This is a genomic window from Streptomyces sp. NBC_00086 (genome assembly GCF_026343255.1).
Taxonomy (GTDB): domain Bacteria; phylum Actinomycetota; class Actinomycetes; order Streptomycetales; family Streptomycetaceae; genus Streptomyces.
Genome location: NZ_JAPELZ010000001.1, coordinates 3,806,923 through 3,819,397 on the forward strand (window position 1 = coordinate 3,806,923; position 12,475 = coordinate 3,819,397).

The 12,475-nt window shown below is 71.2% G+C and carries 12 protein-coding genes; 1 reads left to right on the forward strand and 11 read right to left on the reverse strand.

What is annotated here, in order from left to right:
• Nucleotides 1-71 precede the first annotated feature (71 nt).
• From OG276_RS16910 to OG276_RS16920, 3 genes are all read right to left on the reverse strand, one after another.
• Nucleotides 72-689: a hypothetical protein gene (locus OG276_RS16910; RefSeq protein ID WP_266906321.1), complete on the reverse strand. Its 618-nt coding sequence runs from the start codon at nt 687-689 to the stop codon at nt 72-74.
• 116 nt (nt 690-805) lie between these two features.
• Nucleotides 806-1,192 (reverse strand): hypothetical protein, encoded by a 387-nt coding sequence (locus OG276_RS16915; protein WP_266906323.1) that lies wholly within the window; start codon nt 1,190-1,192, stop codon nt 806-808.
• 20 nt (nt 1,193-1,212) lie between these two features.
• Nucleotides 1,213-2,166 carry a diacylglycerol kinase gene (locus OG276_RS16920; protein WP_266912888.1) on the reverse strand — a complete coding sequence of 318 codons (954 nt, stop codon included), beginning with the start codon at nt 2,164-2,166 and terminating at the stop codon, nt 1,213-1,215.
• A gap of 184 nt (nt 2,167-2,350) precedes the next feature.
• Between OG276_RS16920 and OG276_RS16925 the strand changes: the two genes are divergently transcribed.
• Nucleotides 2,351-3,634 (forward strand): adenylosuccinate synthase, encoded by a 1,284-nt coding sequence (locus tag OG276_RS16925; RefSeq protein WP_266906325.1) that lies wholly within the window; start codon nt 2,351-2,353, stop codon nt 3,632-3,634.
• Nucleotides 3,635-3,748: 114 nt separating this feature from the next.
• Here the strand turns inward: OG276_RS16925 and OG276_RS16930 are convergent, their stop codons facing one another.
• The 8 genes from OG276_RS16930 to OG276_RS16965 form a co-directional block, all read right to left on the reverse strand.
• Nucleotides 3,749-4,891, reverse strand: coding sequence for an MAB_1171c family putative transporter (locus OG276_RS16930; protein ID WP_266906327.1), 1,143 nt, complete (start codon nt 4,889-4,891; stop codon nt 3,749-3,751).
• Nucleotides 4,888-5,442 carry a hypothetical protein gene (locus OG276_RS16935; protein ID WP_266906329.1) on the reverse strand — a complete coding sequence of 185 codons (555 nt, stop codon included), beginning with the start codon at nt 5,440-5,442 and terminating at the stop codon, nt 4,888-4,890. The genes OG276_RS16930 and OG276_RS16935 overlap by 4 nt, the downstream gene beginning before the upstream one ends.
• An 87-nt stretch (nt 5,443-5,529) precedes the next feature.
• Nucleotides 5,530-6,048 (reverse strand): hypothetical protein, encoded by a 519-nt coding sequence (locus OG276_RS16940; RefSeq protein WP_266906331.1) that lies wholly within the window; start codon nt 6,046-6,048, stop codon nt 5,530-5,532.
• Between the two features lie 168 nt (nt 6,049-6,216).
• On the reverse strand, nt 6,217-7,488 hold the full coding sequence (locus OG276_RS16945; RefSeq protein ID WP_266906333.1) for a hypothetical protein: 1,272 nt from the start codon (nt 7,486-7,488) through the stop codon (nt 6,217-6,219).
• 99 nt (nt 7,489-7,587) lie between these two features.
• Nucleotides 7,588-8,859: a hypothetical protein gene (locus OG276_RS16950; RefSeq protein ID WP_266906335.1), complete on the reverse strand. Its 1,272-nt coding sequence runs from the start codon at nt 8,857-8,859 to the stop codon at nt 7,588-7,590.
• A 368-nt stretch (nt 8,860-9,227) separates the two neighbouring features.
• Nucleotides 9,228-10,124: a S9 family peptidase gene (locus OG276_RS16955; protein WP_266906336.1), complete on the reverse strand. Its 897-nt coding sequence runs from the start codon at nt 10,122-10,124 to the stop codon at nt 9,228-9,230.
• 170 nt (nt 10,125-10,294) lie between these two features.
• A complete protein-coding gene (kynU, locus tag OG276_RS16960; protein WP_266906338.1) occupies nt 10,295-11,530 on the reverse strand; it encodes a kynureninase in 1,236 nt (411 codons plus the stop codon).
• Nucleotides 11,523-12,371, reverse strand: coding sequence for a tryptophan 2,3-dioxygenase family protein (locus OG276_RS16965; protein ID WP_266906340.1), 849 nt, complete (start codon nt 12,369-12,371; stop codon nt 11,523-11,525). The genes kynU and OG276_RS16965 overlap by 8 nt, the downstream gene beginning before the upstream one ends.
• Between the last annotated feature and the right edge of the window lie 104 nt (nt 12,372-12,475).

The following is a 12,475-nucleotide window of genomic DNA, read 5'->3' on the forward strand; positions in this document are numbered from 1 at the left end:
TAGGCCGCCAGAGAGTTGAGCGCGCCCGCACTCGTGCAGTCCAGGCCGACACCCCGGCCCGGTCCGGGACCTCATCGAGGCGGCTGGCTCCGCCCGAGCGCGCCTCGCCGCCACAGCCTGCGTGCCCGGCCCAGTTCCCGGGCGCGCGGAGCCCACACCACGGCCCCGGGCCCCGGGTCCCCGGCCAGCCACACGAACCGCTCCGGCGGAGGATCCTCGGCCGGCGACTCCGATGGCGACGGCGGCAGGGCCGACTGCGGGAGCGCCGGATCGGTACGGGGCCACGCACGTGGCGGCAGCACCCGCCGCCCCAGCGGTCCCAGGGTGAGCACCCACGGCCCGCGGCGGCCGGGGCCGCCGGAGCCGCCGCTCAGGACCAGCAGCGGCGGCAGCCCGTACCCGCGCAGCACCCGGAGGTCGTACGGGGTCCAGCGCAGCTCCGGGTCCCGCAGGGCTCGGTGCACGCGCTGGGCGACGTAGAGCTCCCGGAGGGCGACCAGCACGGGCAGGCACAGCAGCCCCAGCAGGACCGCCTGCAAGGACGTGGGGCGAGTGATCAGGGCCCCGATCAGCGCGGGCCAGCACAGCACCGGCAGCAGCAGGATGAGCAGCGCGTCCTGCCGCCAGTCGCTGAGCGCACCCCGGACGGCCGCCTCCCCGGGCGGCCCCGGCACCAGCGACCCGCCCACCGACAGTTCACCCGCCGGTGACCCACCCACCGGTGGCCCGCCCACCGGCGACCCACCCGCCAGTGATCCGACCGCCGATGGCCCGCCCGCCGGCGTCTCTCCCGCCGGGTCCCCGGTCACCACGCGAAGTTCCGGTGGAGGCCCAGGGCGATGCCGGAGAGGGCCGTCGCGGCGCCGAGGGTGCCTGGCAGGCCCGTCCGGCGTGTGCCCGGGCCGGCTTCGTCGACCTCGTGGAGGCGGCCCCGCCAGGGGTGGTAGGTCGCCGCCTTCGCCGAGCAGCGGAAGTCAGCGGTTCGCTCCCCGTCCCCGAAGGCCCGGTCCCGCCAGCCCACCACGCAGGTCCTCTCGTCCGAGCTCCGGCCGACCACCCGCAAGGACACGGTCGGGTCGGCGTAGGCAGCGCTGATCCCCCCGTACAGGGCGAACACGCGCACGGCGGCCCGGGCGAGCGTCACCCACCGGAACACACCGGCCCACCAGGGAACGTCCACGATCCCTGCCATCGGCCCCCGCCCTCCCCGCGTCAGCGCTGCAGCGGCAGTGTCAGCCCCCACGCCCCCGGGTGCAAGGTCCACGTACGGCGGCGGACCGGACCGGTGATTCCGACGTCCGACCGGTAGCGGAAATCCTCCCCGGACACCGTCACGGCCGAGGCCCGCGCCCGCACGACCCGGCCGGAACCGGAACCGGAACCGGAAGCAGAGTCGGGGTCGGAGTCCGCACCCGAGCCGGACCCGAGCCCGAGCCCCGGTGTCGTCACCGCCCCCATCCGGACCAGCACGTCCGCCAGCCCGTCGCCCTCCCGGGCCGACACGGTGACGTCCTGCACCATCCGGTCCACGTCCGCCAGGACCACCCCGTCGGCCTCCACCCGCAGCCGGTGGCCCCCGCCGGACCCCGTGGCGGAGGAAGCCCCCGCCGGCGGGCGGACGAACGTACGGACCAGCGAGCGGTACGCGTTCCACACCGACGGCCCGGCCGGCCGCGGCACGCCCCCGGGCCCCGGCCGGGACCCGGCCGCGGCCCCCACGGGCGGCGGCGGGATGCCGATCCCGCCCAGCACCACCCCGTCGCTGTCGTCGACCAGCAGGTCCCGCATGCCGACGGCCCCGTCCAGGACCGCCCGCGCGGCCGACACGGCCGACAGCGGCACGCCGAGCTGCAGAGCCAGTACGAGCGACGCGGCCGGCCCCACCGGAATCAGCGAAACGGCCCCCTCGGACAGCGCCCGCTCACGGTGCAGCAGCCCGACGGCCCGAACGAGCGCGCGGTCGTCGCCCACGATCACCGGCTGCCGATGACCCCGGCGGGCAAGGGCCCGCGCAAACTCCTCCTGTGAGTCCGGGAGACAAATTTTCGCCGCCGCCCCCGCTGACAACACATCTTTCGCAATTCGCACGGACTCGCCGTCAAGACGGCGGGCGACCGGGTCGACGAGCACGAGCAGGCCGCCTACCGGCGCGCCCGCATGGCTCATGGTGGGCTCTGGAGCCGACACCTCGGTCCTTCCTCGGGTAGCATCTTTGTGCAAGAGGCCCTTGCGCTATTGCGCCAGGGCCTTCGTCTATTCCGGGGTACCGGTCCGACGGCTCAGCCTGCGGTGTACATCGTCGTACGCCCCCTGACCTTGGACATGCCCCATCCGGAAGAGGTGTACGCCTGTGCCCGCTCTTGTGCTGCTCGGAGCTCAGTGGGGTGACGAGGGCAAGGGAAAGGCCACCGACCTGCTCGGTGGATCCGTTGACTATGTAGTGCGTTACCAGGGCGGCAACAACGCCGGCCACACGGTCGTCGTAGGCGACCAGAAGTACGCACTGCACCTTCTCCCTTCCGGCATCCTCTCCCCCGGATGCACCCCGGTCATCGGCAACGGTGTCGTCGTCGACCCGGCCGTCCTGCTCTCCGAGCTGCGCGGCCTGAACGAGCGCGGCATCGACACCTCAAAGCTGCTGCTCAGCGGCAACGCGCACCTGATCACGCCGTACAACGTCACCCTCGACAAGGTCGGCGAGCGCTTCCTCGGCAAGCGCAAGATCGGTACGACCGGCCGCGGCATCGGCCCGACGTACGCGGACAAGATCAACCGCATCGGCATCCGCGTCCAGGACCTCTACGACGAGTCGATCCTCACCCAGAAGGTCGAAGCGGCGCTGGAGGGCAAGAACCAGCTCCTCGCGAAGCTGTACAACCGCCGCGCGATCGACCCGGCCCAGATCGTCGAAGAGATGCTCCAGTACGCGGAGCAGATCAAGCCGTACGTCGCCGACACCACCCTGATCATCAACAACGCGCTCGACGAGGACAAGGTCGTGCTCTTCGAGGGCGGCCAGGGCACTCTGCTCGACGTCGACCACGGCACGTACCCCTTCGTCACCTCCTCGAACCCGACCGCCGGTGGCGCCTGCACCGGTGCGGGCGTCGGTCCGACGAAGATCAGCCGCGTCATCGGCATCCTGAAGGCGTACACGACCCGTGTCGGCTCCGGCCCGTTCCCGACCGAGCTGTTCGACGCGGACGGCGAGGCCCTGCGCCGCATCGGCGGCGAGCGCGGTGTGACCACCGGCCGTGACCGCCGCTGCGGCTGGTTCGACGCCCCGATCGCCCGCTACGCGACCCGCGTCAACGGCCTGACGGACTTCTTCCTCACCAAGCTGGACGTGCTGACCGGCTGGGAAGAGATCCCGGTCTGCGTCGCGTACGAGATCGACGGCAAGCGCGTCGAGGAGCTCCCGTACTCGCAGTCGGACTTCCACCACGCGAAGCCGATCTACGAAAACTTCCCCGGCTGGTCCGAGGACATCACCAAGGCCAAGACCTTCGCGGACCTCCCGAAGAACGCCCAGGCGTACGTCAAGGCCCTGGAGGAGATGTCGGGCGCCCCGATCTCCGCGATCGGCGTCGGCCCCGGCCGCACCGAGACGATCGAGATCAACTCGTTCCTCTAAGCGGTACCTGCACCGAGCCCGAAGGGGCGGCCCCAGCGGCCGCCCCTTCGGCGTACCCGAGGCCCCAGGGCGATGCCCGGCCGCAGGGCGATGCCCGGCCGGGCGGAGGCGTGCTCACCTCATACGAGCGACGGCCGCCTCGACGGCGGGAGTCGACACGGCCGCCGCCACCCTCCGCATCCAGGCCATCTCCGCGTCGATGTCCGGCGCCTCCCGCAGGAGCGGGTGTTCCGCGGCCGACGGCGCCGCCCCCGCCCGTTCGTTCTCCACGGCGAACAGCACCAGGGCCGCTTCGAAGGCCGCGTCCAGCGCGCTTCCCGTCAGCCCCGCGCCGGTCAGCTCCTCCCGTACGCGCGCCTCCCGCTCCGGGGGCACGTGGCCGGACACCGCCATCGCGGCGTCCCGGATCTCTATGACGTACCGGTAGCGCACGAACTCGTGGTCCCGGCTCAGCGCTTCGGGCAACGGCAGGACCACTTCGGGCGTCACCGCCGTGAGCAGTTCCCACAGCGGGCGCAGCACCCGGCGGTCCCTGCGCAACCGGCGGCGCCTCGCCGCTTCGGCCAGCGAGGGATAGGCCGTGCTGGCGATGAGCAGCACAAGAGTGCAGGCCAGCAGTATTTGCGTGGTGGCGGCGACCCCGGCCGTACTGGTCGATCCGGCCACGGCCGCCGCGAGGTACACCAGTCGGTGGATGACGTAGAGCAGACCGAAACAGCTGGCCAGCCCCAGCAGGTTCATCGAGGTGCGCGACGGGCCGGGCGAGGCCTGGCGGCCGTAGCGCCAGCACAGGTGGATCGCGCTCACCACCCCGTAGGCGATGTAGGCGAGGAAGATCGCCCAGTACACCTGCATGAGGGGCAGATCCGTACGCGTCACCAGGTCGGTGTCACCGTCCGGGAGCGGCGACGCGAAGAACGTGGTGACCAGTCCGGCCTCCGCGAGGCCGAGCAGGACCCAGCGCAGCCACGCCTTCGAGGTCCGCCGGCCACCGGTCGCCTCCCGGATGAATTCGAAGAGCGCCGTCATCGCGCACAGGGCCAGCACGTGCACGGGCAGGTTGGTGAAGCTCTCGATGCCCACGGCAGCGTCGAGGACCCTTCGGACCGCCGGCACCCCGATGGTGAAGATCACGGCCCACAGCATCCACATCGTCCACAGGACGCGGTCCCGCCTGGACGCCGACCTCAGGTGCGGAACCTTCCAGAGGGCGAACAGCCACAGGGGCGGGATGACGACGATGTCGAACGGCCTCAAGTGCGCGCCTGCCCGCCGCGGCCGGTGAACGCTCCGAGCACCCGGTTGAGGGTCTTCGCCGTGTCCGAGGTGGCCGTCGCCACGGCGACGGGGGTCGCGTTGAAGCGCTGCCACATGACGGAAGCCAGCAGCTCCGCCTCCTGTTCCTGGCGGGTGGTGGCCTTGGTACGGCCGCGGCCCAGGAGCCGGGTGACCATCTCGGGGTCCAGGTCGGGGAAGAGCTGCGCCAGCATCTCGGGGTGCGGAACGCTTGGCTCCCGGTGGTCCAGGAGGATGTGGGCCAGCTCGTGCAGGATGATGTGCGTCTGGTGGGGCCGACTCGCGACAGGGGTGTAGTAGACGAGGTCCGCGGCGCCCATGGACACCCACATCCCGCATATTCCGGAGCCGTCGGCGAAGTCGGCGGGCATCGGAAGCAGGGTCAGCGGGCGTCCCCTTTCCGCGGCGACGGCGGCGCAGAGGTCCTCGACCTCGAAGGGGTGCGGAACGTCGTAGTGCTGCACCACCTGCTCGTATCTCGCCCGCAGCTGCCGCCAGTCATCGCGCCGCATGTCCCCGCCCCGCCGTGTCGACCGAACACGCGGCCGCCCGGCGGCCCTGCGTGATCTCCCCGGGCCGACTTTACTGGGGTGGGGGTCTCAGCCCTTCGGGGTCGGGCTTCCCTCGCGCGTCGGGCCGCCGCCCGCCGGACCGTCGCCCATGACACGGCCCCGCTCGACGAGGGAACGCACCGCCTCGATGCCTTGCGTGGACATCGTCGCGACGGCGGCCGCGCGCAGGGCCACCGAGCGCACGTCGTTGGCGCGCATGGCCGCCACCAGAGCGAGCTGTGCCGACACCCGCGCCGCCACTTCGTCGTCGATGAAGTAGGCGAGCGGCACGCCGAAGAACTCCCCGAGGACGCGGAGCGTGCCGATGGTCGGATTGGAGACCTTGCCCTTGGCCAGCGCCCACAGCCGGCCGACGGACAGCTTCGGGTCGTTCGTACCGGAAGCTTCCTTGATGCCGTCGACGACCTCCTGGAGCGTGTAGCGCCTGCCGAGCGGCTGCACGTAGGTGAGGAGGTACTCGACGCGCTGACCGAGCAGCTCCGCCTCCCCGCCGGGTCCGTCCGTCGAGGCCTGGACGTCGGGCGGCACTGCGTCCTCGTCGGTCATTACCTGCCTCCTCAAACCGGCTGGTGGCACTCTAGCCGTCGGGAAAGGTGCCCGAAGCCTGCTACGAGGCCTTGGGCCCGGGAGCACTACAACTCCCGGGCCCTGCAGCGGTCTGAGTCGGTCGTACGAGAGGCGGACTGACGGGCCGCCCGCTACCGGGGCACCCTCCTAGCTTCCGGCGTCCCAGTTGGCGGAGACGGGCAGATCACCCTGGGCGCCCCAAGCGACCTTGGTCAGGCTGCCGTTGTCCATACGGAGGTGGAACTCTCCGGTCGAGGGGCGGAAGATGCCGACGTTGTCGGGGCCGGCACCGTCCCAGTTCGCGGTGACCGGCACGTCGCCGCTCTGACCCCACGCGATCTTGGTGAGACTGCCGTTGTCCATCCGCAGGTGGAACTCACCCGTCGACGGACGGAAGATGCCGACGTTGGCCGCCGCGCCGCCGTCCCAGTTCCCCGCGATCGGCTGGTCACCGGCCTGCCCCCAGGCGATCTTCGTCAGGCTCCCGTTGTCATAGCGGAGGTGGAACTCACCCGTCGAGGGGCGGAAGATCCCGACATTGTCCGGACCGGCGCCGTCCCAGTTCGCGGAAACCGGCAGGTCACCACTCTGACCCCACGCCACCTTCGCCAGCGAACCGTTGTCGTAACGGAGGTGGAACTCACCCGTCGAAGGCCGGAAGATCCCGACATTGTCCGGACCGGCGCCGTCCCAGTTCGCGGAAACCGGCAGGTCACCACTCTGACCCCACGCCACCTTCGCCAGCGAACCGTTGTCGTACCGCAGGTGGAACTCACCCGTCGAAGGCCGGAAGATCCCGACATTGTCCGGACCGGCGTTGGCCTTGCCGAAGAGCGCATCGACTATGCGCTGACCATCGGACGCCTGGACCTGGTACCGGTCGGGGAACGCGGATATCTGGACCGCCTGGCAGACCTCGCCTATCGGCCTGGTCTGCCAGTTGTTCACCTTGAGCAATGCGTTGAGGAAGGCATTGGTCGACCAGGTCGGGTTCATCCGCTGCTCGAAGGAGCCCCAGGGGTCCCGCTGCTGGAACAGACCGACGCTGTCGCGGTCCCCACTCGGATAGTTCACCAAAGTGGTCTCGACTATGGAGGTGGTCACGGCGAGCACCGCGGCCCGATGCGGAAGGCCCCGGGCCTCGACGGCCTTGACGATCGCGCGGGCACACGAAACCCGGTAGGAGTCGAGGGCGCCGCGCAGGGTTCCGGTGAGCTGACCACTGAGCTGGCTGGCAACGGCCTGGTCGGAGGCCGTTTCCGGTCCGCAGGAGTACTTTTCGGCGACGAGGACCGTGGCCGGGTTGGAGAGGTCCGGCCCCTCACTCGCCTGAGCGATCGGAGCCGTGGCGAGTACGCCGACGGTGAGGGCCGCGGTGGCGGCGACGGCGGAGAGGTGGTGGCGCATGGTGCGGTTCACGATGAGCGTCCTGCTTCCGAATCCGGTGGCAAATGAGGTGTCGTCGCATGTGCGCCCCCGGAGGGCGCGGCGTCTCGCCGCGCCCTCCGGGGGATGACGTCACCCGGCGTTGCCGTCCCAGTTCGCGGAGACGGGGAGATCGCCCTGGGCGCCCCAGGCGACCTTGGTGAGGCTGCCGTTGTCCATCCGCAGGTGGAACTCACCCGTCGAAGGACGGAAGATCCCGATGTTGTCGGGACCCGCACCGTCCCAGTTCGCGGTGACCGGCACGTCGCCGCTCTGCCCCCAGGCGATCTTCGTCAGGCTCCCGTTGTCCATCCGGAGGTGGAACTCACCTGTCGAGGGACGGAAGATGCCGACGTTGGCCGCCGCGCCGCCGTCCCAGTTCCCCGAGACCGGCTGGTCACCGCTCTGCCCCCAGGCGATCTTCACCAGCGAACCGTTGTCGTAGCGGAGGTGGAACTCACCCGTCGACGGACGGAAGATGCCGACGTTGTCCGGACCGGCGCCGTCCCAGTTCGCGGAAACCGGCAGGTCACCACTCTGACCCCACGCCACCTTCGCCAGCGAACCGTTGTCGTAACGGAGGTGGAACTCACCCGTCGACGGACGGAAGATCCCGACGTTGTCCGGACCGGCGCCGTCCCAGTTCGCGGAAACCGGCAGGTCACCACTCTGACCCCACGCCACCTTCGCCAGCGAACCGTTGTCGTAACGGAGGTGGAACTCACCCGTCGAGGGGCGGAAGATCCCGACGTTGTCCGGACCGGAAGCGACCGCATCGTCGACGATGCTGTTGTTTCGGACCGGCCTGTAGGTCCCCTTCCCGGAGAAGTACGGGTAGGGAATGGCCCTGTGATGCACGCCGGACTTGGTGAACTCGTAGGCGTCGTACGAGGTCTTCGAGGAATCGGTCCAGCCGGCGAAGACGGCGATGTGGCCATCTGCCCCGGCCGCGTCGTTGAGCAGGGCGTCACCGGGCTTGAGGTCGCTCTTGGATATCCAGGAAGCGACGCCGCTGGGAACGTAACTGGTGGTGTCCAGGCCGGGCTTGCCGAGGCCCCAGGCCATCGAGGCATAACCTGAGCAGTCCGTCCGGTATCCGTCGTGGGTGCCACCCCCGTTGTAGACGAGCCCTCGCCCGACCCAGGACGCGGCCCGCCGGATCACCTCACTGCGCTTGATCTGAGGGCCGGCGGCGAGCTGGTACGCGACGGACGGGCCTTGGCCGGCGCCGCCCGTGTCCGAGACGGCGGTCAGGCCCTTCGACGGTTCGGTCGCCTGGGCCGGTGCGGTGATCAGAAGGCCGGCTGCCAGACCTGCGACGGCCGCACTGGCCAGACCGCGGGTCAGGACATGCGTGTTCGACATGAAAGTCCCCCCATGAGACGAATGCATGACGTGCATGACGTGCGTCACGACCGGCCCGACAGGCCCGCCCGTCCGTCTGGTACGCCTGACGGCGGGAGCGTGCCCGAGGTGCTGGAGTGACGCCGGTTCAGATGGGGGAAGCATCCATACGGGGCTCGAAGGTTGTCAATCTTTAATGAAAATGCACCGCAGGCGTCAATGACGCGATTACGCCCAACCCTGACGCCCAATTGGCCTGACATAACGGGATACACCAAGGCAGATCTCAGTGATTCGCGTGCGGTCGCGCGCTCGACTCTTTGGCTTGATGCTTCACTTTGGATTCACTAAATGCGAAAACGGAGGCTCCCGCACCGGGATGCCCGGCCCTACCAGGCCAGCTGCGAGATCTCCTCCGCCACCACCGCGCACGCGTCCGCCGCCGGGTCGATGAGCGGGAAGTGACCCACCCCGTCCAGCAGGGTCAGCCCCACCATCTCCCCCGCCAGCGCGGCCGCCGCCACGTAGGCCTCGGACACCGCCTCCGGGACCACGATGTCGCTCCGCCCCTGGACCACCGCCGTCGCGATGCCCGTCGGGAGCAGCGCCGCCGGGTCGGCGTACGGACGGCGGGCGGCGAAGCCGGCCATCCCGCCCAGGAGTTGCGCCGAGGCGCCCCCGCACACCCCGAGCTCCTCCGCCACCGTGAAGTCCGCGATCGGGGCCAGCGCCACCACGCCGCGCAGCAGCGGCGGCGAAGGCAGCCTCCAGCCGGCCTGGGCGTCGTACGGGAGCACGTGGCGGGCCGCGGCCCACAGCGCGAGGTGGCCCCCGGCGGAGTGGCCGGTCAGCACCGTGCGGCGCGGGTCGGCCTCCGGCAGGCTGGCGGCGGCCAGACCGGGCAGGGCGTCGAGGGCGGCGGCCACGTCGTCGAAGGTCTCGGGCCAGCGACCTGCCACGGGGCCCTCGGCATCCTGATGCGGCACCGAACTCCCCCGCCGGTACTCGACGTTGGCGACGGCGAAACCCCGGCGGGCCAGGAAGTCCGCGAAGGGGGTGATGTGCTGCCGGTCGTACGGGGCGCGCCAGGCCCCGCCGTGCAGGACGACGACCAGCGGAGCGGAGCGCGCGGCACCCGGCTGCGCCCGCTCCCCGCGCGGGGCGTAGAAGTCGACGATCTGGTCGGGGTGTTCACCGTAGGCGGCCGTCGCGTCGGGGGCTACGGGCGGATGGGAGAAGGCCGAGGCGGCCTCGGCGGCGTCCCGTTCGACTGCGGGGTCCGTCATCGGCTCAACCTCCGGTAACGCATGGGACGAGGGGGACTGGTGTTCCGGTGTTCCGGCAGAGCGGGACCGTATCAGGCCGGAACGGTCCCCTCCGTGGCGGGCCGAGCAGATACCGGCGCGGGCGGGGCCGTAGCCCCGCCCGCGCGGTGATGTGACGTTTCGCTACCGGTTCACCCGAAAATGTGACCCAGTGCGCGCGCCGCACGCTCCGCGTCCGCGAAGCCGACGTACAGCGGGGTGAATCCGAACCGCAGGACATCGGGAGCGCGGAAGTCCCCGATCACCCCCCGCGAGATGAGCTCGCGCATGACCCCGTCCGCGTTCTCGGTGCGCAGCGACACCTGGCTGGCGCGCCGTTCGTGCTCCGTGGGGGTGACCAGCTCGACCTTGCCCGCCGGGACGTACGCCGCCACGCAGTCGAGGAAGAAGTCGGTCAGCGCGAGGGACTTCGCCCGGACGTCCTCGACCGCGACCCCGTCCCAGGCGTCCAGGGCGGCCTCCAGCGCGAGCATGGACAGGATGTCCGGCGTGCCGACGCGGGCCCGTGCCACGCCCTGCGCCGCCTCGTAGGAGGGGGTCATCGCGAACGGGTCCGCGTGACCGTTCCAGCCCGGCAGCGGGGAGTCGAAGGCGGACTGGTGGCGGGTGGCGACGTACAGGTACGCGGGGGCGCCGGGGCCGCCGTTGAGGTACTTGTACGTACAGCCGACCGCGAGGTCCACCGCGTGCGCGTCGAGCCCGACGGGCAGGGCCCCGGCCGTGTGGCACAGGTCCCAGACGACGAGCGCCCCCGCGTCGTGCGCGGCCGCGGTGAGGCCGGGCAGGTCGTGCAGGCGGCCGGTGCGGTAGTCGGCGTGGTTGAGGAGGACCACGGCGGTGTCCGGGCCCATCGCCCCCGCGGCGGCGGCCGGGTCGACCGGGACGACGCGCAGGCCCGTCATCCGGGCCGCCGATTCGGCGATGTAGCCGTCGGTGGGGAAGGTGGCGGCGTCCACGAGCAGCTCGGTCCGGCCGGGCGCGGCCAGCCGGGCGGCGCCGACCAGGGCCTTGAAGAGGTTGACGCTGGTGGAGTCGCCGACGACCACCTGGCCGGCGGCGGCGCCGACCAGCGGGGCTATCCGGTCGCCGATGCGCTCGGGGGCGTTCCACCAATTGGCTTCGCCCTCGGTCCAGGAGCGGATCAGGCGGGTGCCCCACTGCTCCGTGACGACCTCGGCGAGCCGGGCGGCCACCCCTGCGGGGAGCGCGCCGAGGCTGTTGCCGTCGAGGTAGACCACGCCCTCGGGGAGGGCGAAGCGGTCGCGGAGCTTGCCGAGGGGGTCGGCCGCGTCCAGGGCTTCGGCGCGGGCCGCCAGGTCGGCGTTCGCCGCCAGGTCGGCGTTCGGGTCCACGTGCGACTCAGACATGGCTGCGCGCCGTCCAGAGCTCCGGGAAGACGTTCTTCTGGGCGCGCTTCTCCAGCCAGGTCACACCGGCCGAGCCGCCCGTGCCCGTCTTCGCGCCCATCGCGCGCCGGGTGGCGACCAGGTGGTCGTTGCGCCAGCGCCAGACCAGCTCGGCGACGTCGGTGAGGACCTCGCCGAGGCGGTGCAGGTCCGGGTGGGCGTCCGGGGCCGCGTACAGCGCCGTCCAGACGGCTTCGACCTCGGGCGAGGGCTCGTAGCGCCGGGAGAGGTCGCGGTCCAGGACGGACTGCGGGACCGGGAGGCCGCGGCGGGCGAGGAGGCGCAGCACCTCGTCGTAGAGGCTGGGCTCCTGGAGGGCCTTCTCCAGCTCCGCGTGGACGCGCGGGGCGCCGCGGTGCGGGACCAGCATGGAGGCGGCCTTGTCGCCGAGCAGGAACTCCATCCGGCGGTACATCGCCGACTGGAAGCCGGAGCCTTCGCCGAGGGCGGCGCGGTACGCGTTGAACTGGCCCGGGGTCAGCTGGGCGAGGGGGCGCCAGGAGGCGTTGAGGGCCTCCAGCTCGCGGAGGGATCGTTTCAGCGCATCCATCGCGACGGGGAGCTGGTCCTCGCGGAGCGCCTTCGCGGCGGTCTCCCACTCGTGGACGATGACCGTGAACCACAGCTCCATGACCTGGGTGGTGACCAGGAACACCATCTCGCCCGGGTCGTCCGAGCGCAGGTGCTGGAGGTGGGTGAGGACGTCCGCCTGGACGTAGTCCTCGTAGGGGGTCGTGCCGGCGAAGTCGAGGTTCGGGGTGTCCGAACCGCCGTCTCCGGAGGCATCAAGGGCGTGCGACATCGCTGTCTCCTCGATACGTGCTTCCGGGTAGCGGTCCGCTCCTTCCGGTGAGGTGAGTGGAGCTCCGGTCCCCTGTCCGCATCATAAGACCGACGTGCCGCAGG